Here is a 21502-nt window from a genome sequence, read left to right as displayed (position 1 = left end):
AGCGTGATGCTGTCGATTGCCCGCTGGATGATGCGGGGGCTGCCCTACGCTGCCGGTGGGGCCGCGCTATCCGGGCTGGTGCCGTGGCTGTTCTGGATGAGTGCCGCCATTGCTGGCCTGGTGACGCTTCGCCAGGGCATGGCATCGGCCCTGCCGGTGATCATCGCGGCAGGCTTGCCTGCCGGCTGGTGGTGGGTTCAGGGGGATGTGATTCCCTTGGCAACCCTGCTGCTGGTGACCCTGATGGCGGTGGTGCTCAGAGAGCGTCTGAGTTGGCCTGAAGCACTGATTGGTGGGTCCCTGGCCGGGGCCGCCATGATCCAGCTGGGGGTCTTCCTGCCGCCGGGCGGCACCGAAGCATTGCTTGATCAGCTCAGTCAGAGTTCGCCGGAAGTCCAGCAAATGCTGGATGAGTTGACCCGTCAGGGCATCTCCACCGAGGCTCTCGCGACGCTGGTCATCGGCGGTGTCAGCGGCATCATTGTCTTGCTGCTCGCCGTCGCCTGTCTGGCCATGGCGCGCGGCTGGCAGGCGGGGCTCTATAACCCGGGCGGTTTTCGCGAGGAATTTCATGCCTTGCGACTGACCCCGCGGGAGCTAGTGACGCTAGTGGTGCTGGGTATCATCGGTTCGCTGCTGGCGTTACCGGGGCTGGCGATTCTCGCCTGGGTACCCCTGCTGATCGCGGGCATTGCGCTAATTCACGGAATTATTGGTCTCAAGGGGATGAAGGGGCTCTGGTTGGTAGTCTTCTATGCACTGTTGATTACCACTTGGCCCACGATTCTGATTGTGCTGCTGTTGGCTCTTATCGATACGTTTGCGGATTTCCGCACGCGTCTGGCCCGCAGCGTCTGACAAGAGGTTCACGAGATGGAAGTCATTCTGCTCGACAACATTGGCAAGCTGGGCGGCCTGGGTGACAAGGTCACCGTCAAGCCCGGTTACGGCCGTAACTATCTGATGCCTTACGGCCTGGCCGTTCCGGCAAGTAAAGAAAACCTGGAAGCCTTCCAAGCCCAGCGTGCTGAGCTTGAAGCGCAGGCCGCCGAGCGCAAGGCGGAAGCCGAAGCTCGCGCCGAGCAGCTGGCCGAGATCGAACTCTCGCTGGTCGCCAAATCTGGCGAAGATGGCAAGCTGTTCGGTTCTATCGGTCCTCGCGATCTGGCCGAAGCCATCGCCCAGGCCGGTATCGACATCGCCAAGAGCGAAGTTCGTATGCCGGAAGGTCCGCTGCGTCGGACTGGCGAATACGATATCGATCTGCAGCTGCATGCCGATGTGGCATCCAGCGTGCGCGTCGTCATCGTCGCCGAGTAAGTCGTCACCTCGCATCCTTGATGCGTGCATGATGTAAGAAGCACACGGGGGATTCCTCCGTGTGCTTTTTTTTGCCTGTACTTTCTGCGTTTCTGCCTTTTCCTTCCTCTTTCCTGCTGCTTGTCCGGTGGTCACCGATAGCCAAGCATCTTGCTCCTGGCGATGGGTGGCGCGAGCGTGATGGCGGCTTTGAACCCGGCGTCAGAATTTGTTACCCGGCGAACAAGTTCCACGATCTTGGTTAGACATTGGTCGGAATAGAGCCAATTTCCTTTTGCGGGGCCGCTCTTAAACGATTAAGTTCTGTTCTGCACGATCTCTTTCCTCTCGTGGAAGAGATCATCCAGGGGCTATCTGAAGGCATCAGCGACGTTCGTTCGCGCCTTTCATCTTAATCGATAAAGACGATTGGGCCCTGACGACATACACAACAAGCATAAAAGGACTCGCCATCATGAATGCAGCCATGTTGAGAACTCCGCTCGTCGCCGCCGTTGCCGTTGCCAGTTTTACGATGAGCGGCCTCGCTAGCGCCCAGCAGAGTGATCTTGAGCAGCGGTTGGCCGATCTCGAAGCCCGTGTTGCCGCCGCTGAGGCGCGTGCTGATGCAGCCGAGGCGCGTGCTTCATCGGTCGAGGAGACCGTTGAGGCCAGCGAGACGCGTCTGGATGAAGTCGCTCGCCAGGCCAGCGGTGAAGAGGGCTTCTCCTTCAATGCTTACGCGCGCTCGGGCCTTCTGATCGGTGAAGACGGCAAGAGCATCTCGGGCAGCCCCTATATCACACCCGCTGGTGGTCTGGGCGGCGCAGTAGGACGTCTAGGTAACGAGCCCGACACTTATGCCGAGGCGATCCTCAATTATCGTCAGACCTACAGTAATGGTACCAAGGCGCTGTATCGCACCATGATCGCCGATGGCGTCAGCACCAGTAACGACTGGACCGCCGATGAGTCCAACCTCAACGTGCGTCAGGTCTATGTGGAACTCAGCGACCTGCCGAGCTTCACCGGGGCCTTCGAGAACGCCTCGATCTGGGCCGGTAAGCGCTTCGATCGTGACAACTTCGACATCCATTGGCTGGACTCGGATTTCATCTTTCTCGCCGGTACCGGCGGCGGTATCTATGACGTCCAGCTCGCTGACAGTTGGAAGGCCAACTTCTCGCTCTATGGCCGCAGTTACACGGACTTCGATGTCGTATCCGAGGTTGATCCCAATGATAACGACACCGACAGCTTCATCTACACGGTCAACAACTACTTCGGTAATGTGCAGTGGATGATCAACGGCCTGAGCGCGGCCGACAATGATACCCGCGATCTCGGCAATGGCTCCACCGCCGCCGACAGCGGTATTCACACCATGCTGGCCTACCACGGCGACAGCTTCTTCGGTCTTGGCGAGGGCAACTTCAAGGCGGCGCTGCTGCACGGCCAGGGCTTGGGCGCCGAGGTCAAGGGGCTGGGCTCCGACGGCGATTTGACCGAGGATGCAACCGCGACCCGCATCGGCCTCTATGGCACCACCTACCTGGCGCCCAAATGGCGCATCGCGCCCTCCGTGTTCGCGGAAACCAGTCAAGACCGGTACGACGAGGGTGACGACTATCAGTGGGCCGGGCTTAATGTGCGTCTCGCCAATGAGCTGACCGAGAACTTCGAGATGCAGTACGAGGCCAGCTATCAGTACATGGATCTTGACCAAGGGGCATCAGGCAATGCCGCCGACGGTAATTACACCAAGTACACCATCGCGCCGACCTTTAAGCCTCAGGTGGGTGGTTTCTGGCAGCGTCCCGAAATTCGCGTGTTTACCTCCTACACCGACTGGGACGACGAACTGAACGACTATGCGAGCGACGATGCCTTCGGCGAGGACGGCTTCACCGGTGGCCAGTGGAGCTTTGGCGTGCAAACAGAAGTCTGGTTCTAATTTAAAAGTCAACCATACTGCATAGAACGGTGGGCCGGTCGTGTCGCGACGGCCGCTCTCGCCGCCAGCTTGGTGTTTCGATCCTTCCCCGTGTGCCTCTTGGCACGCGGGGATTTTCGTTGATCAAGAGCAAGCTCAGGAATGGGGTGCGCCGCAGGGATGGGGTAGAATGGCCGCCGCTTACCGAATCACCGAAGGTGCCCGACCCCATGAACGAACCCGTCGAGCTCGATCAGCAAACTGCCGCGCTGAAGGTACCGCCCCATTCCCTTGAGGCGGAGCAGTCCGTGCTGGGTGGTCTGATGCTGGATAACTCGGCCTGGGACGCGGTCTCAGAGCAGCTGGTATCAGGCGACTTTTACCGCTATGAGCACCGGCTGATCTTCAATGCCATGGGGGGGCTGGCCGAAGGGTCGCATCCCCTCGACGTGGTGACACTGTCGGAGGCGCTTGAGAACCGCGATCAGCTCGATACTGTCGGCGGCCTTGCCTATCTGGCCGAGCTTGCCCGCAATACACCGTCGGCGAGCAACATCCGCGCCTATGCCGATATCGTTCGTGAGCGTGCGACCCTTCGCAAGCTGATCCAGGCAGCTAGCCAGGTGGCCGAGAGTGCCTTTGCTCCTCAGGGACGGCCATCAGACGAGTTGGTCAACGAGGCCGAACGACTGGTCTTTCAGATCAGCGAGGATCGCCCCAAGAGCGGTGGTCCTATCGGCATGAGCGATCTGCTGGCCAAGGCGGTGGATCGTATCGACGAGATGTTCAACATGGAAGGCGAGATGACCGGGCTATCGACCGGCTTTCGCGATCTCGATGACATGACCTCGGGACTGCAGCCGTCGGATCTGGTGATCATTGCTGGGCGCCCCTCAATGGGCAAGACCACCTTTGCCATGAATCTGGTCGAACATGCTGTAATCTCGAGCGACAAGCCGGTGATGGTGTTTTCCATGGAGATGCCCGCCGAGGCGCTGATGTTGCGCATGCTGTCCTCGCTTGGCCGTATCGACCAGACCCGGGTGCGTACCGGCCAACTCGAGGATGAAGATTGGCCACGGCTCACCTCGGCGGTCAATCTGCTGAAAGACAAGCAGCTGTTCATCGATGACACCGCGGCGCTATCGCCCAACGAGATGCGCTCGCGTATCCGACGCGTGGTGCGTGAACACGGCAATCTCGGTCTGGTGATGATCGATTACCTTCAGCTGATGCAGATTCCCGGTTTCTCAGAGAACCGTACCGGCGAGATCTCAGAAATCTCGCGCTCGCTAAAGGGGCTCGCCAAAGAATTCGGCTGCCCGGTGGTATCGCTTTCGCAGCTGAACCGCTCCCTGGAGCAGCGCCCCAACAAGCGGCCGGTGATGTCGGATCTTCGCGAGTCAGGGGCCATCGAGCAGGATGCCGACGTGATCGCCTTCGTCTACCGTGACGAGGTCTATAATCCGGATAACCCGGACAACCAGGGGCTGGCCGAGTTGATTATCGGCAAGCAGCGTAACGGGCCGATTGGCACGGTGCACATGGCCTTCATCGGTAAGTACACCCGTTTCGAGGACCTGGCACCGGACAGCTACGGACAGCACTTCGGTGAATAGACGCTACGGTCTTGGCGCCGGTCTCAAGGTTGAGACTCTACTGGGCCGCCGTATAATGCCCGGCTTGGTCTCATGGGTCAGTATCATGAACGAGTCTTATGAACCAGTTGAATGAACAAGTCAGATGAATCAGTGAGGGCAGCGAGGATAGCTTATGGCAGGCGGATTTCAACGCGGTAACCGCAAGCGGGCCCCCAAGCTCGAGGGGCGCGGCGAGCTTCAGGAAGTCGAGCGCGAAGGCCCCTTCAAGGAGTGGCTGGGCATGCCCGACCTGTATCGTTATCGGCTGGTGGTCGATGGCGAGACATTCAGTTACCAGACCGAGGACTCAGAGATTCCGGTCGCGGTCGGCGACAAGGTGGTGTTTCGTTACAAGCAAACTAAGGCCGGCAACTGGGTGGATCGTAACTCCCTTGGCAAGGCCATCGACCCCGCCGATTATCAGTGATGACGAACCGTGCTGTCTGAGTGGAACCCGGCGAAAACGTCAAGGTCATAAAAGGGTGTCGGCATGTCATATTGCCGTCATGGGGCGCAGCCAAGCTGTGCCCCAGTCATATCCGGCCGCGATGTAAGCCACTCCAGAAGGGAGGGTGGATGGAAACCGGCCATCAGCATGATCCCAGGGAGGACAGCATGGAACTTAACGACTTCAAGGCGTTTGCCAAACGACACGATAACTTCGAAATTCGCGTCATCGGTCACGCTGGCAGCCGCTTCTATCAGGTCGAGATGGAAGACATCGAGGGCAATCGTCATCTGCTGAGCCAGCGCGGCAAGCCGATGCTCTTTCGCGCGCTCGATGATATCTATCTCGAACTCAAGCGGTGCGGCATTCATCGCGCCTATCTGGTTCAGTATGTGGCCCACGACGAAGTGATCGGCCGCGATGCTCATTATCATGATGCACTGAGCTCACGCATCCCACTCGCCTTCTAATAAGTGTCGTCACGCTTATGCGGTCACTGCCGCATGGCCTTTTTTTCAGACCTTGTTCCAATTAAATTTTCTTGCGCTACTGCCTGAATGCCTCTTGCGCTATCCCCCCACTAGGCATTTTGGTCCGTCGCCGATATTCTCGACTTGCCACCATCAGCCCCTGTAGCGGGCAATCCATCCTTCCCGGTGGCGGGTTAATCGCTTCCCTCTTGCACTTCTCTGGCCCATATCGGGTCCTGCTTTTCATCAGGTTTTCTCGTGCCGGTGCCGCCTTGCTTGCCACCAGTCGCCAAGCCTTACCCGGTGTCGGGCGAACAGCGCATAGCCGCGATCGAAACACCACGAAAGTCCCGGCAGCATGGTCACTGCGACCATGCGGCGATAGCCAAGCACGGCATACAGCGCCCGACTGGCATCCATGCCCACGAACCAGGTGCCTTTCGCATCGGCTAGATGCAGGCGGCCCATCATGGTCTCGAACGAACGTCCCCAGGCCGCGGCGTCGAAATCATCTGCTTGGATATCGATCAGTCTGACGCGCTCGCGACGCGGATGCCGGTGAAGCCAAGCGACTTCACGCTGGCAGAAGGGGCAATGACCGTCGTGAAAGAGGGTGACAGGCGATACGGCATGGCGGGGAGTGGAGTCGGGTCGAGACATCAATAAGCATCCTGTGAGTCGGCGTGGTCTGAGGCATCACGGTGTTCAGACCCCTTGTCGGAGTGGCGATAGCCTGCCAGATGACGCCCTTGTCCATAGGCAGGGGTGGTCTCCAGTCGCGCCAGGAAGGCCTCGGCCTGTTGATGAAGAGCCTCGCGTTTTTCATCTTTCATGCGGTCAAGCGAGCCATAGATCAGCTTCATGCGCGGATTGTCCCCGAGCGCCTCGCGGTGCTCCTCGAGAAAGTGCCAGTAGAGGCTGTTAAACGGACAGGCATGAGTCCCGGTGACCTTCTTGGGGTCATAGCGGCATTGCCGGCAGTGATCGCCCATGCGATCGATATATTTACCCGACGCACAGTAGGGTTTGGATCCCATCAGGCCACCGTCGGCATGCAGCACCATGCCGAGGGTGTTGGGCAGTTCGACCCATTCGCAGGCATCGGCATACACCGCCAGGTACCAGTCACACAGGGCCTCCGGCTTGACGCCGCATAGCAGGGCGAAGTTACCGGTCACCATCAGCCGCTGAATGTGATGGGCGTAGGCGTGATCGCGAGTCATCTCGATGGCGCGCTTGAGGCAGCGCATCTCGGTGTCGGCGCTCCAGAAAAAAGCCGGCAGATCGCGGGTGGCGCCCAGTGCGTTGCCGCGCTTGTAGTTGGGCATTCGAGTCCAGTAAAGCCCGCGGACATACTCTCGCCAGCCAAGGATCTGGCGGATGAAGCCTTCTACTGAGTTGAGGGGCGCGCGACCCGCCTGATACTCGCCCTCGGCGGCCTCGCAGACCTCAATGGGCGACAGAAGGCCCAGGTTAAGCGCCGCCGATAGCCGGGAGTGAAAGAGAAACGGCGATTGATCACTCAGGGCATCCTGGTAGCGGCCGAAGTCGGGCAGGCAGGCGTTGAGGAAATGCGTGAGTTCGGCAAGCGCCTGTGTTCGGGTGACCGGCCAGTGAAACGCCTCGAGTGAGCCGAAGTGTTCTCCAAAGCGAGACGCCACCAGCGCCAGTACCGCCTGGGTGGTAGCGTCTTGCTCGTGGGTAGGCGGCTTGGGGAATGCAAGGTGGTCGGGCAGCGGTTCGCGATTGTCATGATCGAAGTTCCACTGACCGCCGGCCGGCTGACCGTCTTCCATCAAGAGCCCGGTGCGCTTGCGGAGATAGCGGTAGAAGTGCTCGAGTCGAAAGCTCTTGCGGCCTCGGGCCCAGGCGTCGAAGTCCGCCGGTGTCGTGAAGAAGCGATCATCCTCGACTAGCCGCCAGGGCAGGGCAGTCTCTTCGCCAGGGGGTGCTTCCTCACCTTGCGCTTCTTCAGTCCTCGGCGCTTGTTGCGCTGCTTCCCTACGGGCTTGAATGGCCGCGTAGAGCCGCCACTCCCCGGGACGCGCCACACGGATTTCATCGCAGCCATAGTGCCTGGCCAGGCGCTCGGCTTCTTCGAGCAATTGCTGACAGTTGTCATCATCATCGAGATGGCTGTAATGCACCCGTACGCCTGATGACTCGAGCTCAGCGGCGAAGTGGCGCATGGCGGCGAACATCATGGCGATCTTCTGCGGATGATGAGGCACGTAGCGGCCTTCCTCGATGACCTCGCATAGCGCCACCACCGCCCCCTCCGGAAGGTCTCTAAGGCTCGCAAGCGATGGGCTTAGCTGGTCGCCCAGCACCAGGATCAGCGGCTTCGACATATATTGACCTGAAGTTATACAAATATGAGTGGTAGTATAACTGCATTCTTCTCGATAGCATCCCTTTGATAAGCTGTCGATCCATCAGTCGGTCACGTCACAAGGATTTCTCGATGCCCCCCGCTACGCCTCGCGCTTCTGCCGTTTCCCTCGACCAGCCTGGTGAGGGTCGCCTCGCACATGCCAGTGCCGACCATCCGCCGGTGCCGCGCAAGAAAGTGGGCGTGGTGCTGGCCAATCTGGGCACGCCTGATGCCACCGATTACTGGTCCATGCGTCGCTATCTGTCGGAGTTTCTGTCCGATCAGCGCGTCGTCGATTACTCCCGTTGGCTATGGCAACCGCTCTTGCAGGGCATCATTCTGACACGACGTCCGTTTATCTCTGGCAAGGCCTATCAAAGCATCTGGAACACCGAGCGCAATGAGAGTCCGCTGCTGACGATCACTCGCGAGCAGGCCGAAAAGGTCGCCGAGCGACTCGACGCGGCCTTCGGCGATCAGGTTGTGGTCGATTTCTGCATGCGCTACGGCAATCCCTCCACCTCAAGCGTGATCCGCAAGTTGCATAAGCAAGGCTGCGAGCGGTTGCTGTTCTTTCCGCTCTATCCCCAATACGGTTCACCCACCACGGCGACGGCCAATGATGAAGTCTTTCGCACACTGATGACGCTGAAGTGGCAGCCGGCGCTGCGTACCGTACCCGCCTACTTCGATCGTCCGGACTATATCGCGGTGCTGGGAGGGTCGATCCAGGCCGCTTATCAGCGTGCCGAGGCCGATCAAGGTGGCCGGCCCGAGGTCTTGGTGGCGTCCTATCATGGGGTCCCCGAGCGTTACCTGCTCGACGGCGATCCCTACCACTGCCAGTGTCATAAGACCACGCGGCTGGTAAAGGAGTACCTGGATATGGCGGATGACGAGATCGTCACGGCCTTTCAATCCAAGTTCGGACCCGAGAAGTGGGTGGGGCCGGCGACCGTTGATAAGGTCGAAGAGCTGGCTCGTGCGGGCAAGAAGCACATTGCGGTGATCTCACCGGCCTTCGCCTCCGACTGCGTCGAGACCCTTGAAGAAGTGCAGCAGGAGATTCGCGAGGCCTTTCTTGCCGCCGGTGGCGAGACCTTTACCTATGTGCCGTGCCTAAACGCCGACGAGGCGCATATCGATGTGCTAACAGCGATTACCAAGCAGGAGCTCAGCGGCTGGCTCTAGTGGCGGCGAAAGAGTGGCGGGGAAAGCAACGTGCTCACCACCCCCTCAATGACGAAGGCCCCGGACGAGAATGTCCGGAGCCTTTCGTGTCTTTCTTTCGTGTCTTTCTTTTTGTGCCGGGGCGCTCAGCCATGGCCCTTGTCGGGGTGAGGTACTGGCTTCTCGCCGACTTCCTCACGGTATAGCTCCACCGGCTTGCCGCGGGTCTTCTCGACATGCGTGAGTTTCAGGTGCAGGCCGGTCTTGGCGAGCAGGTGGGCGGAGACGGGGGCGGTGATGAAGAGGAAGAGGGTAATCAGCATTTCCTGCACGACCGGCTGACCCGCGGTGACACCGAAGTAGAGCATTGAGGCGCTCAGGATGCAGCCGATTCCCAATGTGGTGGCCTTGGTCGGCCCATGCAGGCGCATGTAGAAGTCTCTGAGGTGTGCCATCCCCAGCGAGCCGATGAAGGCAAAGGCACCCCCAGCGATCAGCAGCAACGAGATGACGCCTTCAAGCATCACATACCAGTTCATGATGATCTCCTTGCTTATTCGATGATGTCGCCACGCAGCAAGTACTTGCATACCGCCACGGTGCTGATGAAACCGAGCATGGCAATGAGCAGCGCCGCCTCGAAGTACGTCTTGCTGTTTAACCACAGCCCCATCATGACGATCAGGGCAATGGAATTGACGTACATGGTGTCCAGCGCCAGCAAGCGGTCGGGCATCGAAGGGCCGACGATCATGCGATAGACGTTCAGGGCAAGGGCCATCAGGATCAGTGCCTGGCTGATCCAAAGCGCAGTATCTAGCATTCGTAGATCTCCTTGAGCGGCTGCTCGTAGCGCTCGCGAATCTCATCGATCAGCGCTTGTTCATCGGCGACATCCAGGGCATGGATCAGCAGGGTACGGCCATCCATACGCAGGTTGGCCGATACCGTCCCAGGCGTCAGGGTAATGGTGTTGGCCAGCAAGGTGATGGTGAACCGCTCCTGCAGCATCAGGGGATACTCAACGAATGTCGGGCGCATGCGCCGCCAAGGGTTGAGGATCAGCCAGGACACTTGAATGTTCGCGCGGATGATGTCGCCCAGCAGACGCAGTGCGTAGCGCAGCAGTAGTCCGGGCTTTTTGACATTGGGTTGAACGTCCCAGAAACGTCGGCTGAGCAATGGGATAGCGATGGCCAGCAGGCTGCCTAGCAGCAGGTGAGCAAAGGAGACACTACTGACCAACATCAGCCAGACGACCAATAACAGGAGCGACAGTAGGGGCGTGGGAAGCCAGGAGCGGGGCGTGATCATGCATCACCTCCGTTGGCATGCTCTGGCAGCAGAGAGCGGATATGCGACGTGGGTGAGCTGAGCTGGTCGGCGGTGGCCTGGGTATAGTCGCTGACAGGGCCGGCCAACAGGACCAGCAGCGGCGAGGCGCCAAGCAACCAGATGACACCGAAGAGCTGACGCTTACCCAGCGCCAGCTCGCTGGGCTCGCCCTCGTGGCTACGCCAGAACAAGGTAGAGCCCGCACGGGATAAGGCGATCAAGGCACATAGCCCGACGAGCAGCAACAGGGACCATAGCCAAGGCTGCTGTGATGGTGTTGCGGCAGCCATCAGTAAGGCCTTGCCGATGCCGCCGGATAGCGGCGGCAGGCCGGCCACGGCGGCAGCACCAACCAGGAACAAGAGGGCCAGCAGTCCACCATTGCGCAGCGGACGACCCTTGACCAGGCGGGTCCCGGCCTTGCCGCGCTGCAGCCCGATCAGCTCGGCGAGCAGGAAGAGGCCGCCGGTGACCAGAGTGGTGTGGATCAAATAGTAGAGCAGGGCGCCGGTGGCCTCGGGTGTCCGCATGCCGATGCCCGCCAGCAAGGTGCCGACCGAGACCAGTACCAGGTAGGCCACCAGCAAACGCAAGTCTCTGGCGGCCAGCACAGCCGGGGCCGAGACCGCCAGAGTGCCTAACCCTAGCCACCATACCCACGGCTGCTCAAGCGCCGTCAAAGGGCCTGCCAGGTCGCCGAAGATCAGGTAATAGACCCTGAGAATCGCGTAGATGCCGACCTTGGTCATGATCGCAAACAGTGCGGCCACTGGTGCCGGTGCGGAGGAATAGGCCCGTGGCAACCAGAAATACAGCGGCAGGATGGCGGCCTTGAGACCGAATACCACCAGCAGCAGCAGGGCGCCAGCGCTGACCAGCCCGGCACGCTCGCTTTCGAGCTCGGCTAGGCGTACGGCCATGTGCGTCATGTTAAGGGTGCCCGTGGCGCCATAGAGCACGCCAACCGCGATCAGAAACAATGCCGAGCCGGCCAGGTTGAGCACGACATAATGCAGGCCTGCCTGAATACGTGCCTTGCCGCCGCCATGCATCAACAGGGCGTAAGACGCCAGAAGCAGCACCTCGAAGAAGACGAAGAGGTTAAACAAATCGCCGGTCAGGAAGGCGCCATTGATGCCCATCAGCTGGAACTGGAAGAGCCCGTGGAAATTGCTGCCCTGTTCATCGTCACCGGCACTGGCGAAGACCACGCAGCCTAATGCGAGTACGGCCGTCAGCAGGACCATCAATGCCGACAGGCGATCTAGCACCATGACGATGCCGAAGGGGGGCTGCCAGCCACCCAGTGCGTAGTAGTCGACCTCACCACCGCTTGCCTTGCCAAGCAGGGCGATAGCGATGAGCATCAGCAAGGCGGTGCTGCCGACGCCCAGGGCGCGCTTGATGCGGGTGCTGCCGTGACGGCTGATCAGCAGCAGGATACCGCTGATCAGGGGGATCACAATGGGCAGTACGATCAGATGTTGCAGCATCAGCGGCGCTCCTCTCGCGGCTCATCGGTCTGACGGCCATCGACATGGTCATTGCCCATGTCGCCGCGGGCACGCATGGCCAGGATGACCGCGAAGGCCGTCATGGCGAAGCCGATCACGATGGCGGTGAGCACCAGCGCCTGGGGCAGTGGGTCAGCGTAGTCACCGGGACCATCAACGATGACGGCGCCATTGGTGGTCAGTCCGCCCATCGAGAACAGGAACAGGTTGACCGCATACGACAACAGCGTCAGGCCGACCACGACCGGAAAGCTGCGCCCGCGCAGGGTTAGGAAGAGGCCACAGGCGGTCAGAATGCCAGTGGTGATGGCATACAGGCTTTCCATCAGCGTTTCTCCTTGCTGGTGGCGGTCTGGGTATCCTTGGAGGGGCGATGAGGGGTGGTTACCTTGCCAAGGTTGGCAAGGATCATCAGGGTCGCACCGACCACTGCCAGATAGACGCCTAGGTCGAAGAGCATGGCGGTGGCCAGCTCGAATTCGCCGACCAGTGGTAGCTTGAAATGGCCAAAAGCAGAGGTCAGGAAGGGCCGGCCGAACAGCCAGCTACCCAGCCCGGTCAGTGTCGCAACGGCGACGCCGCCGATGGCCACCGGCTGGTAGGGAAAGTCCAGTCGACTCTGTGTCCATTCCACGCCGCGGGCCATGTAGACCAAGATCAGTGCCACAGCGGTTACCAGGCCCGCGATGAAGCCGCCGCCGGGCTGATTGTGGCCGCGCAGGAAGATGAATACCGATACCAGCAACGCCAGCGGCAACAGCCATTGAGAAATGCTGGTCAGGATCATCGGGTAGCGATCCGGTGACCAGACTCGGCCTTCACCGTCACTGTGCGGCATGAACAGCCGCAACCGGTTGAGCAGCTTGAAGATCGCCAAACCGGCGATCGCCAGAACCGTGATCTCGCCCAGCGTATCGAAACCACGGAAGTCAACCAGAATGACATTGACCACGTTATGGCCGCCACCGCCAGGCACACTATTGGCGAGGAAGAAACTCGAGATGCTTTCGGTTTCGCGGGTCAGTACCGCATAGTTAAGGCTCGCCACTACCATACCCAAGGAGCTCGCCAGGGCGATATCACGGATGGTGCGGTGAGCGGAGGATTCTCGAGGCGTCTTCTGGGGGAGAAAGAACAGCGCCAGCATTAGCAGAATCATGGTCACTACTTCGACCGAGAGCTGGGTCAGCGCTAAGTCTGGCGCCGAGAAGCGCGCGAAAGTCAGTGAGACCAAAAGCCCCACCACCGACAGCATCAATAGCGAGATCAGGCGATAACGGTGGGTTACCACGGTGCCGACGGCGCCGAAGATCAGCAGTGCCGCGCCGACGATCAACATGCCGTCGAGTTCACCCTCGGCTCGGCTGCCGGCTAGGTGTGGCAGGTCAAACAGCCCCAAGGTGGCAAGCAGCAGTGCCGCACTGAGCAGCAGACTCATGTAGCGCTGCAGCGAGCCATTTTCCATCCGAGTGGTCAGAGCCTGGCTGCGAACCACCAGGCGTTGGATGCTGCCCTCGAAGATTTGTCGTGCATCGGTGATGCCGAACTGGCGCACGAACCGGCGAATTGAGGGGTGAATACCGTAGAGCATGATACCGGCTGCCAGGGCGATCGCACTCATTGCCAGCGGCAGGTTGAAGCCGTGCCAGATGGCCAGGTGGAAGTCGAGAGACTCGCCCAGCACCGCCTGTGTGGCAAGATCAAGCAAACCGGTCGCCATTGCTGCAGGTAATAGCCCAACGACAACGCAAAGTATCACCAGAAGCACCACTGGCGCGCGCATGAGCCAGGGTGGCTCATGGGGAAACTTGGGCGGCGCGGTCTTGGCTGGCTTGAAGAAGACGGCATGCACCATGCGAAGCGAGTAGGCCACCGAGAGGACGCCGCCGAGGGTCGCCAGCAGCGGCAATAGCCAGCCGAGTCCGCCGAGCAGACTGGCATCCACCGTCTCGGTGAAGAACATCTCCTTGGAGAGGAAGCCGTTGAGCAGCGGCACCCCGGCCATCGAGGCGGCTGCCAAGGTCATCAGCAGGGCGGTCACCGGCATGGCCCGTCGCAGACCGCCCAGCTTGCTGATATCCCGTGTGCCGGTCTCGTGATCGATGATCCCGGCGCTCATGAACAGCGCTCCCTTGAAGGTCGCGTGGTTGAGGATGTGAAAGAGTGCCGCGAGGATCGCCATGGGGCTGCCGATACCCAATAGCGCGGTGATCAGTCCCAAGTGGCTAACGGTCGAGAAGGCCAGGATACCCTTGAGGTCGGTCTTGAGGAGCGCGAACCAGGCGCCGTATAGCATAGTGGCCATCCCGACAAGCGTCACGACCACTGACCATAGTTCACTGCCGGCGATGGCAGGGTGCAGGCGTGCCATCAAGAAGATGCCGGCCTTGACCATGGTCGCCGAGTGCAGATAGGCGGAGACCGGCGTGGGGGCTGCCATGGCGTGGGGTAGCCAGAACTGGAAGGGAAACTGCGCCGACTTGGTGAAGGCACCCAACAGCACCAGACCCAGCATCATGGGGTAGCGCGGATCAGCAAGGATGACATCGGCACTGCTAAGCACCACGTTCATGTCGAAGCTGCCGACCATGTCGCCGAGCAGTAGTAGCCCCGCCAGTAGTGCGAGACCGCCGGCGCCGGTCACGGTCAGTGCCATTCGCGCGCCCTTGCGTGCATCACTCTGGTGTGACCAGAAGCCGATCAGCAGGAAGGACGAGAGACTGGTCATTTCCCAGAACAGCCACAGCAGCAGCAGGTTGTCGGCCATCACGATACCGACCATGGACGTCATGAACAGGATCAGATAGGCGTGGAAGCGCCCAAAAGGTTCTTCCGGAGAAAGATAGTAGTGTGCGTATAGCAGGATCAGTAGTCCGATCCCGAGAATCAGTATGTTGAACAGTACCGATAGGCCATCCAGCCGGAAGGCCAGGTCGAGGCCCAGGGCGGGGATCCATTCGACGGCGAAGCGCAACGTTTCTCCGGCCGCAAGATCCGGTACTTGGCTTAAGGTCAGCAAGAGGGCCAGCGCGGGTAGTAGTGCGGTGGTCAGAGAGCAGAAGCGTCGTCCGCGCCGCTCGGTGAGCACGGGCACCAGTACCCCTAGCAGGGGTAGCAAGACTATCCACAGCAATGTCATCGATTGGTCTTCCTGCATGGGTCTGGAGTTTGAGAACACGAGGCGTATCGTCGAGACGGAATCATGGCCGGTCTCGATGCGAGCTGCCTGCCTTTCCATGGCGTAAACGCTTGCTACTTTACCTCAAAGCAAGCCCGCTCGCTGCCACCTTGCCTTTTAAGATGTTATCTCTATAGACTGGCTTCGGTAACAAAACTGGGCGGCATAATTCGTAATCTTGACCGGCGAGGAGGGCTAAATGCAAACAGCCGTGCTGGGAGGATTCGTGGCGGCCGCCATGGTCCCGCTGCTCCATCGCTGGTTTGGTTCTCGGACGCCTTTGGTCATGGCCCTGTTGCCTGCCTCCCTGGCGGTCTGGCTTATCAGTCAGTGGCCAGTGATCGCGTCCGGCGATGTCCTGCTCCTTGAACAGGCCTGGGTGCCGGGACTCGATATCACCCTGACCTTTATGATCGACGGCCTCGCCTGGCTGTTCGCGATGCTCATTACAGTGATTGGCGCCCTGGTGCTGGTCTACTCGAGGGAGTATCTTCACGGCCACCGTGATCTGCCTCGCTTCCTGGTGGTGATCACCGCCTTCATGATGTCGATGCTTGGCTTGGTGCTTGCCGACAACCTGGTCACGCTCTTCGTGTTCTGGGAACTCACCAGCATCACCTCTTACCTTTTGATCGGCTTTAACCACACAGACAGCGCCGCGCGTAAAGCCGCACTTCAGGGACTGCTCGTCACCGTTGGTGGCGGTTTGGCGCTGCTTGCCGGCTTCGTTTTGTTGGCCTTGGCCGGCGACAGTTGGTCGCTGCACGAGCTCGTCCAGCGCGGCGATGTCTTGCGCGGCCACGACCTCTATACGCCTCTGCTGATCTGCGTGCTGCTGGGCGCCTTCACCAAGTCGGCACAGTTTCCCTTCCATTTCTGGCTGCCTAACGCCATGGCAGCCCCCACACCGGTCTCCGCCTATCTGCACTCGGCGACCATGGTTAAGGCCGGGGTCTACCTGCTTGCCCGGTTGCACCCGGCCCTTGGGGGCACGGATGGCTGGGTTATCACTCTCTCCTTGGTCGGGGCTGTGACCATGGTCACTGGCGCCTTCCTGGCGATGCAGCACACCAACGTGAAGAAGCTGCTGGCCTACTCCACGGTGATGGGGCTTGGCACCTTGACCATGTTGCTCGGTATCGGCACCGAGAAAGCCCTGGTGGCCTTCGCCGTCTTCTTGTTGGCGCACTCGCTCTACAAGGGGGCGCTGTTCATGGTGGCCGGTATTCTTGATCACGAGACTGGCACCAAGGACGTCACGGCGATGGGCGGGCTGCGTCATCTCATGCCGGCGACCGCCATCGTTGCCGGGGTCGCCGGGCTGTCGTTGGCGGGCCTGCCGCCCCTGTTGGGCTTTGTGGGCAAGGAGCTGATGCTGACATCGGTGCTTGAGGCGCCTTTTTGGCGCCTACTGATTCTACTGCTGGCCTTCACGGCAGCTTTCCTGACCCTGGCGGTGGCGGCGATCATTGTGCTGCGGCCCTTCTTCGGCCAGCGGCAAGATACGCCCCAGCCCCCTCATGACCCCTCTCGTGTCATGTTGGCAGGCCCCGGGCTGCTGGCCGCACTGTCGCTGCTGTTTGGTCTGGTGCCGGGGCTGCTTGATCCAGTAGTGGGCGCTGTCGTTACAGGCATGGGGGCGCCTGAGGCCAAGGTTCACCTAGCGCTGTGGCATGGCTTTAACCTGCCGCTCGCGTTGTCGTTTGCCAGCCTAGTGCTGGGGCTTACGATCTACCGCTTATGGGACCGGCTGCGCGCTGGGCTAACCCGCCTCGCGCCTCTGATACGCTGCGGGCCCGAAGCCGGCTACGACGCGTTGATGGCGGGGCTGGTGATCCTGGCGGACGGGCAGACCCGCTTCCTGCAGAACGGCTATATCCGCAACTATCTGGTGATGACCCTACTGGTGCTAGTGGGGCTCGTCGGGCATGCGCTGTTCTTTCGGCACGGCCTGGCCCCCGATGTGACGCTGTCGGTCTACTTTCACGAGGCGGTAACGGCTGGGCTGATGATCGCCGGTGCTGTGGCGGCCTGCGTGATGCGCTCGCGCCTGGCAGCGGTAGCCGCACTTGGCGTCATGGGGTTCTCCATCGCCCTGACCTTCGTGCTCTTCAGCGCGCCGGACCTGGCCATTACCCAGCTGCTGGTCGAGACGCTGACAGTGATTCTGCTGGTACTGGTGCTATTTCGCCTGCCGCGCTTCGCCACCCTGTCCACGCCGACCGAGCGTCTGCGTGATCTGGTGGTGGCGAGCCTCACCGGGGGGCTGATCACGCTGCTGATGCTCGCGGTGCTCTCCGGCGAGCGACTGCCACGGATTTCGGACTACATGGTTGCCAACAGCCAGCCCTTGGGGCATGGCCACAATATCGTCAACGTCATTCTGGTGGATTTCCGGGCGCTGGATACGCTGGGAGAGATGTTCGTTCTGGCCCTGGCCGCCATCGGGGTCTTTGCGATGCTGCGCTTCCATGCCGCGCTGGGCGAAGGCGTTGACCGTGACGGACGACGCAATCTTGCGCCGACGGAGGACGACCATGGGTAGATCGGGCACCCTGATCCTCAATGCGGCGGCACGCCTGCTGCTGCCGCTGCAGCTGCTGTTTTCGGTGTTCCTGCTGCTGCGGGGACACGACGAGCCGGGTGGTGGCTTCATCGCCGGGCTGGTGGCATCGGGCGCCTTCGCGCTCTACCTGTTTTCCCAGGGACGGCATGCGCTGGGAGAGATGCTGAAGGTGTCGCCCCGGGACCTGATCGGCATGGGGCTCCTGCTCGGCGTGATCTCGACGCTGCCGGGCTGGTGGGCCGGTGAACCCTTCTTCACCGCCCAGTGGTGGACGATTCCGGTCATCGATTTCAAAGCCTCGACGCCCCTGATCTTCGATATTGGCGTCTATCTGGTGGTGGTGGGGTCGGTACTGACCGCCATTACCGCTCTGGTCGATACCGATCAGGCCGAACATGACCCGACCGACCACGACCAGACCCATTAGGACGGTTAAGGAGATCCCATGGAGCCCTTGATGGCCATCACCATCGGCATCCTGTTTGCCGCTGCCATTTATATGATGCTGCGACGTTCGATCGTCAAACTGGTGATCGGACTGATTCTGCTCTCGAATGCCGCCAATCTCTTGATCTTCGCTACGGCGGGGATGGTGCGGGGTGCCCCGCCCCTGGTGCCGAAGGGAATGACCGCCCCCGAGACGGCGGTGGCTGACCCCTTGCCTCAGGCGCTGGTGCTTACGGCGATTGTCATCGCCTTCGGGGTGCTATCCTTCGCCGTGGTACTGGTGCGCCGTGCCTGGGAAATCGTGGGTGCCGATGATCTGGATCAGATGAAGGATACGGACACATGATGCCTCAGGTCGCATTGCCGATTCTCATTCCGCTGTTCGCGGGAGCCGTGTCACTGGTGTTCTGGCGTTCCCGGGGTATGCAGCGATTCATCGCGGTGGCCGGAACGGCCGGCCTGCTGGCCACCAGCCTGTGGCTGCTGGTCACGGTGCGGGGCGACGGCATCCAGGTCATGCATATGGGCGGCTGGGCGGCCCCCTTCGGTATCAGCCTGGTGGCCGACCTGCTGGGCGCCATCATGGTCGTGCTCACCGGCATCATCGGTTTCGCGGTGGCGCTCTTTTCGCTGGCAACGGTCGGCCGCGGTCACGAGGCCTATGGCTACTTTCCTCTGTTGCATCTGCTGCTGGCCGGCGTGGCCGGCGCCTTTCTCACCGGTGACATCTTCAACCTCTATGTCTGGTTTGAAGTGATGCTGGTGGCGTCCTTTGCGTTGCTGATCCTCGGTAGCGAGAAGGCGCAGATGGAAGGGGCGATCAAGTACGTCACGCTTAACCTGGTGTCCTCTGTGATCTTCCTGGTCGCGGTGGGGCTGCTCTACGGCATGGTGGGCACGCTCAACATGGCCGACATTGCCCGCCGGCTCGCGACCCTCGAAGACGACGGCATGGCCGATGTCCTGGCGATGATGTTCATGGTGGCCTTTGGCATCAAGGCCGCCGCCTTTCCCCTGTTTTTCTGGCTGCCGGCCTCCTACCATACCCCGCCGGTGGCCGTCTCGGCGCTGTTTGCTGCCCTGCTGACCAAGGTCGGGGTCTATGCGTTGTTTCGGGTTTTCACGCTGATCTTCCACCACAGCCCGGGCTATACCCACGAGATCCTGCTATGGGGCGCCGGCCTGACCATGCTGTCTGGCGTGCTGGGGGCGGCGGCGCAGTTCGAGTTCCGGCGCATCCTGTCGTTCCATATCGTCAGCCAGATCGGGTACATGCTTCTCGGGCTGGCCCTGTTCACGCCACTGGCCCTCATCGGTGGGGTCTTCTACATCGTCCATCACATCATCGTGAAGACGACGCTCTTTCTGATCAGTGGCATTGTTCACCGGGTTAGCGGAAGCTATCAGCTCGCGGCGCTCGGTGGTTTCTATCGCAGCCATCCGTGGCTGGCCGTGCTGTTCCTGATTCCGGCGCTGTCGCTTGCCGGTATGCCGCCCCTGTCCGGTTTCTTTGCCAAGTTCATCGTTATACGGGCCGGTATCGAAGCCGAGGCCTATGGCGTTACCTTTATCGCGCTGCTCGTGGGGTTACTCACGCTGTACTCGATGATCAAGATCTGGGCCGAGGTGTTCTGGAAGGCATCGCCCGATGAAGAGGACGATGGCGTCCCTAAGGCGGTCGGCCAGCGGGAGATGTGGCTCATGGCCACGCCGGTGGTGGGGCTGGCGCTCTGTACACTGTTCATCGGCCTCAACGCCGAGCCTCTCTATAATCTGGCCGAGGCTTCTGCAGGGCAGCTGTTGGCGCCCGAGCGCTATATTCAGGCCGTGCTCGGCACGAACGGGGAGGAAATGCCATGACCGGAGCCGCCTGGAACCTGCTGCTCGGCCTAGCCTGGGTGGTGCTTACCGGCGACTTCAGCGGGGGCAGCCTGCTGGCCGGGCTGATCTTCGGCTATCTGGCACTGGCGCTGATCCAGCCTCAGGTGCCGGCGCTGGCTGGCTATGCTCAGCGGCTGCCGCGCCTGATCCGCTTCGTCGGGTTTTTCCTCAAGGAGCTGGTGGTTGCCAATCTCAAGGTTGCCTACGACATCGTGACACCACCCTGGTACATGACCCCAGGAGTGATCGCTATGCCCCTGAAGGCCAGGACCGAGTTCGAGATCGCCTTCGTCGCCAACCTGATCTCGCTGACACCGGGAACCCTGAGCCTGGACGTGTCCGATGATCGACGCGTGCTCTATATCCATGCCATGTTCCTGGACGATGAGCCGGCACTTAGGCGCAGCCTGGCCGAGCTAGAGCGCCGCGCCCTGGCCCTGTTTCACTAGCGACGTGAGGAGAGTCCCTTGTCGAGCATCATCCTTGTGAGTCTTGCCATGATGGCACTGGCGCTTTGCCTGGCCTTTGCGCGCCTCTATCGCGGCCCCAGCCTACCGGATCGGGTGGTGGCACTGGAGCTCTTCTCGGCAATCCTGGTCGGCATGATTGGCCTGATCGCCATCGCTACCGATGTTCCGAGCCTCCTCGATGTGGCCATCGTCATGGCGCTGATGGCCTTCATGGCCACCATAGGTTTCGCCCGTTTCCTTGAGCGAGGGGGGCCGCGGGATGATTGAGCTGCTTAAGAACATTCTGATCCTGGCCGGGTCCGTTTTCATGCTGGTGGCCGCCCTCGGGGTACTGCGTCTGCCCGACCTGCTGACCCGCATGCACGCCACCACCAAGGCCGCGACCCTGGGCGCCTCGCTGATCATGCTGGCGGTGGCACTGCATTTCGCCGTCGAGGCCGTGGTGGCCAGGGCCTTCGGGGTCATACTCTTCCTCCTGCTGACCGCGCCGGTGGCGGCCCATGTGATTGGGCGGGCGGGATACTTCGTCGGTACGCGCCTGTGGAGCGGTACGGTCAAGGATGAGCTCAGGCCCAATTATGACTCGGTCACCCATCGGCTCAGCAGCCATCGGGAGACCGATGCCAATGCCGCTCCTGCACCCGGCGAGTCCGATGAAGCCGGCTGAGGCGACCTCTCATTAGATCCTGCCCTCATAATGGCCGCCCTCGGGCGGCCTTCTTCGTGATGCCTTCCTGATGGGCGATTATCATGTACAATACATGTACTTAATAATAT

Annotated in this window: 22 protein-coding genes; 14 read left to right on the top strand and 8 right to left on the bottom strand. The window is 60.8% G+C overall.

What is annotated here, in order from left to right:
- Positions 1-6: 6 nt before the first annotated feature.
- From ETC27_RS03710 to ETC27_RS03685, 6 genes are all read left to right on the top strand, one after another.
- Positions 7-858 (top strand): hypothetical protein, encoded by an 852-nt coding sequence (locus ETC27_RS03710; protein WP_136253762.1) that lies wholly within the window; start codon positions 7-9, stop codon positions 856-858.
- A 15-nt stretch (positions 859-873) separates the two neighbouring features.
- Positions 874-1320, top strand: coding sequence for a 50S ribosomal protein L9 (gene rplI, locus ETC27_RS03705; protein ID WP_136253604.1), 447 nt, complete (start codon positions 874-876; stop codon positions 1318-1320).
- Positions 1321-1786: 466 nt separating this feature from the next.
- Positions 1787-3253, top strand: coding sequence for a carbohydrate porin (locus ETC27_RS03700; RefSeq protein ID WP_240724780.1), 1467 nt, complete (start codon positions 1787-1789; stop codon positions 3251-3253).
- Between the two features lie 209 nt (positions 3254-3462).
- A complete protein-coding gene (dnaB, locus tag ETC27_RS03695; RefSeq protein ID WP_136253602.1) occupies positions 3463-4851 on the top strand; it encodes a replicative DNA helicase in 1389 nt (462 codons plus the stop codon).
- Positions 4852-5005: 154 nt separating this feature from the next.
- Positions 5006-5299, top strand: coding sequence for a hypothetical protein (locus ETC27_RS03690; RefSeq protein ID WP_136253601.1), 294 nt, complete (start codon positions 5006-5008; stop codon positions 5297-5299).
- A gap of 188 nt (positions 5300-5487) precedes the next feature.
- Positions 5488-5790, top strand: a complete 303-nt coding sequence (locus tag ETC27_RS03685; RefSeq protein ID WP_136253600.1) for a DUF6482 family protein — start codon at positions 5488-5490, stop codon at positions 5788-5790.
- A 246-nt stretch (positions 5791-6036) separates the two neighbouring features.
- On the opposite strand, the gene ETC27_RS03680 is transcribed toward ETC27_RS03685, so the two are convergent.
- Both ETC27_RS03680 and ETC27_RS03675 read right to left on the bottom strand, forming a co-directional pair.
- On the bottom strand, positions 6037-6450 hold the full coding sequence (locus ETC27_RS03680; protein WP_136253599.1) for a thiol-disulfide oxidoreductase DCC family protein: 414 nt from the start codon (positions 6448-6450) through the stop codon (positions 6037-6039).
- The gene (locus ETC27_RS03675; RefSeq protein ID WP_136253598.1) at positions 6450-8141 is read right to left on the bottom strand and encodes a cryptochrome/photolyase family protein; all 1692 of its coding nucleotides are present in this window, start codon (positions 8139-8141) and stop codon (positions 6450-6452) included. Before ETC27_RS03675 ends, ETC27_RS03680 begins: the two co-directional genes overlap by 1 nt.
- A gap of 113 nt (positions 8142-8254) precedes the next feature.
- Here ETC27_RS03675 and hemH point away from each other — a divergent pair, with 113 nt between their 5' ends.
- Positions 8255-9355 (top strand): ferrochelatase, encoded by a 1101-nt coding sequence (hemH, locus tag ETC27_RS03670; protein ID WP_136253597.1) that lies wholly within the window; start codon positions 8255-8257, stop codon positions 9353-9355.
- 125 nt (positions 9356-9480) lie between these two features.
- On the opposite strand, the gene ETC27_RS03665 is transcribed toward hemH, so the two are convergent.
- The 6 genes from ETC27_RS03665 to ETC27_RS03640 are packed head-to-tail and all read right to left on the bottom strand — an operon-like array spanning position 9481 to position 15322.
- Positions 9481-9873 carry a Na+/H+ antiporter subunit G gene (locus ETC27_RS03665; protein WP_136253596.1) on the bottom strand — a complete coding sequence of 131 codons (393 nt, stop codon included), beginning with the start codon at positions 9871-9873 and terminating at the stop codon, positions 9481-9483.
- Between the two features lie 14 nt (positions 9874-9887).
- Entirely contained in the window at positions 9888-10157 is a 270-nt protein-coding gene (locus ETC27_RS03660; RefSeq protein WP_136253595.1) for a K+/H+ antiporter subunit F, read from the bottom strand.
- Positions 10151-10648, bottom strand: coding sequence for a Na+/H+ antiporter subunit E (locus ETC27_RS03655; RefSeq protein WP_136253594.1), 498 nt, complete (start codon positions 10646-10648; stop codon positions 10151-10153). Before ETC27_RS03655 ends, ETC27_RS03660 begins: the two co-directional genes overlap by 7 nt.
- Positions 10645-12162, bottom strand: coding sequence for a monovalent cation/H+ antiporter subunit D (locus ETC27_RS03650; RefSeq protein ID WP_136253593.1), 1518 nt, complete (start codon positions 12160-12162; stop codon positions 10645-10647). The genes ETC27_RS03655 and ETC27_RS03650 overlap by 4 nt, the downstream gene beginning before the upstream one ends.
- A complete protein-coding gene (locus tag ETC27_RS03645) occupies positions 12162-12509 on the bottom strand; it encodes a Na+/H+ antiporter subunit C (RefSeq protein ID WP_136253592.1) in 348 nt (115 codons plus the stop codon). The genes ETC27_RS03650 and ETC27_RS03645 overlap by 1 nt, the downstream gene beginning before the upstream one ends.
- Positions 12509-15322 (bottom strand): monovalent cation/H+ antiporter subunit A, encoded by a 2814-nt coding sequence (locus ETC27_RS03640; protein WP_136253591.1) that lies wholly within the window; start codon positions 15320-15322, stop codon positions 12509-12511. Before ETC27_RS03640 ends, ETC27_RS03645 begins: the two co-directional genes overlap by 1 nt.
- 238 nt (positions 15323-15560) lie before the next feature.
- Here ETC27_RS03640 and ETC27_RS03635 point away from each other — a divergent pair, with 238 nt between their 5' ends.
- The 7 genes from ETC27_RS03635 to mnhG are packed head-to-tail and all read left to right on the top strand — an operon-like array spanning position 15561 to position 21392.
- A complete protein-coding gene (locus ETC27_RS03635; protein WP_136253590.1) occupies positions 15561-17906 on the top strand; it encodes a putative monovalent cation/H+ antiporter subunit A in 2346 nt (781 codons plus the stop codon).
- Positions 17899-18354, top strand: a complete 456-nt coding sequence (locus ETC27_RS03630; RefSeq protein WP_136253589.1) for a Na+/H+ antiporter subunit B — start codon at positions 17899-17901, stop codon at positions 18352-18354. Before ETC27_RS03635 ends, ETC27_RS03630 begins: the two co-directional genes overlap by 8 nt.
- 18 nt (positions 18355-18372) lie before the next feature.
- On the top strand, positions 18373-18720 hold the full coding sequence (locus ETC27_RS03625) for a Na+/H+ antiporter subunit C (protein ID WP_136253588.1): 348 nt from the start codon (positions 18373-18375) through the stop codon (positions 18718-18720).
- Positions 18717-20234 carry a Na+/H+ antiporter subunit D gene (locus tag ETC27_RS03620; RefSeq protein ID WP_136253587.1) on the top strand — a complete coding sequence of 506 codons (1518 nt, stop codon included), beginning with the start codon at positions 18717-18719 and terminating at the stop codon, positions 20232-20234. The genes ETC27_RS03625 and ETC27_RS03620 overlap by 4 nt, the downstream gene beginning before the upstream one ends.
- Complete coding sequence (locus ETC27_RS03615; RefSeq protein WP_136253586.1) at positions 20231-20704, top strand: Na+/H+ antiporter subunit E; 474 nt, start codon at positions 20231-20233, stop codon at positions 20702-20704. The genes ETC27_RS03620 and ETC27_RS03615 overlap by 4 nt, the downstream gene beginning before the upstream one ends.
- Positions 20705-20722: 18 nt before the next feature.
- On the top strand, positions 20723-20992 hold the full coding sequence (locus tag ETC27_RS03610; RefSeq protein ID WP_136253585.1) for an MrpF/PhaF family protein: 270 nt from the start codon (positions 20723-20725) through the stop codon (positions 20990-20992).
- Entirely contained in the window at positions 20985-21392 is a 408-nt protein-coding gene (gene mnhG, locus ETC27_RS03605; RefSeq protein ID WP_136253584.1) for a monovalent cation/H(+) antiporter subunit G, read from the top strand. Before ETC27_RS03610 ends, mnhG begins: the two co-directional genes overlap by 8 nt.
- Positions 21393-21502 lie beyond the last annotated feature (110 nt).

The organism is Onishia niordana (assembly GCF_004798965.1).
Lineage (GTDB): Bacteria > Pseudomonadota > Gammaproteobacteria > Pseudomonadales > Halomonadaceae > Onishia > Onishia niordana.
The sequence above is the reverse complement of the archived record's forward strand: the minus strand, read 5'-3'. Positions and strand labels throughout refer to the sequence as shown.

Coding starts and splice junctions, on each gene's coding strand:
- ETC27_RS03615 (WP_136253586.1), top strand. CDS start 20,231: ATGACCGGAGCCGCCTGGAACCTGCTGCTCGGCCTAGCCTGGGTGGTG.
- rplI (WP_136253604.1), top strand. CDS start 874: ATGGAAGTCATTCTGCTCGACAACATTGGCAAGCTGGGCGGCCTGGGT.
- ETC27_RS03650 (WP_136253593.1), bottom strand. CDS start 12,162: ATGCTGCAACATCTGATCGTACTGCCCATTGTGATCCCCCTGATCAGC.
- ETC27_RS03675 (WP_136253598.1), bottom strand. CDS start 8,141: ATGTCGAAGCCGCTGATCCTGGTGCTGGGCGACCAGCTAAGCCCATCG.
- ETC27_RS03665 (WP_136253596.1), bottom strand. CDS start 9,873: ATGAACTGGTATGTGATGCTTGAAGGCGTCATCTCGTTGCTGCTGATC.
- ETC27_RS03660 (WP_136253595.1), bottom strand. CDS start 10,157: ATGCTAGATACTGCGCTTTGGATCAGCCAGGCACTGATCCTGATGGCC.
- ETC27_RS03700 (WP_240724780.1), top strand. CDS start 1,787: ATGTTGAGAACTCCGCTCGTCGCCGCCGTTGCCGTTGCCAGTTTTACG.
- ETC27_RS03620 (WP_136253587.1), top strand. CDS start 18,717: ATGATGCCTCAGGTCGCATTGCCGATTCTCATTCCGCTGTTCGCGGGA.
- ETC27_RS03690 (WP_136253601.1), top strand. CDS start 5,006: ATGGCAGGCGGATTTCAACGCGGTAACCGCAAGCGGGCCCCCAAGCTC.
- ETC27_RS03625 (WP_136253588.1), top strand. CDS start 18,373: ATGGAGCCCTTGATGGCCATCACCATCGGCATCCTGTTTGCCGCTGCC.
- ETC27_RS03655 (WP_136253594.1), bottom strand. CDS start 10,648: ATGATCACGCCCCGCTCCTGGCTTCCCACGCCCCTACTGTCGCTCCTG.
- ETC27_RS03635 (WP_136253590.1), top strand. CDS start 15,561: ATGCAAACAGCCGTGCTGGGAGGATTCGTGGCGGCCGCCATGGTCCCG.
- dnaB (WP_136253602.1), top strand. CDS start 3,463: ATGAACGAACCCGTCGAGCTCGATCAGCAAACTGCCGCGCTGAAGGTA.
- ETC27_RS03630 (WP_136253589.1), top strand. CDS start 17,899: ATGGGTAGATCGGGCACCCTGATCCTCAATGCGGCGGCACGCCTGCTG.
- ETC27_RS03710 (WP_136253762.1), top strand. CDS start 7: ATGCTGTCGATTGCCCGCTGGATGATGCGGGGGCTGCCCTACGCTGCC.
- mnhG (WP_136253584.1), top strand. CDS start 20,985: ATGATTGAGCTGCTTAAGAACATTCTGATCCTGGCCGGGTCCGTTTTC.
- ETC27_RS03685 (WP_136253600.1), top strand. CDS start 5,488: ATGGAACTTAACGACTTCAAGGCGTTTGCCAAACGACACGATAACTTC.
- ETC27_RS03640 (WP_136253591.1), bottom strand. CDS start 15,322: ATGACATTGCTGTGGATAGTCTTGCTACCCCTGCTAGGGGTACTGGTG.
- ETC27_RS03680 (WP_136253599.1), bottom strand. CDS start 6,450: ATGTCTCGACCCGACTCCACTCCCCGCCATGCCGTATCGCCTGTCACC.
- hemH (WP_136253597.1), top strand. CDS start 8,255: ATGCCCCCCGCTACGCCTCGCGCTTCTGCCGTTTCCCTCGACCAGCCT.
- ETC27_RS03645 (WP_136253592.1), bottom strand. CDS start 12,509: ATGGAAAGCCTGTATGCCATCACCACTGGCATTCTGACCGCCTGTGGC.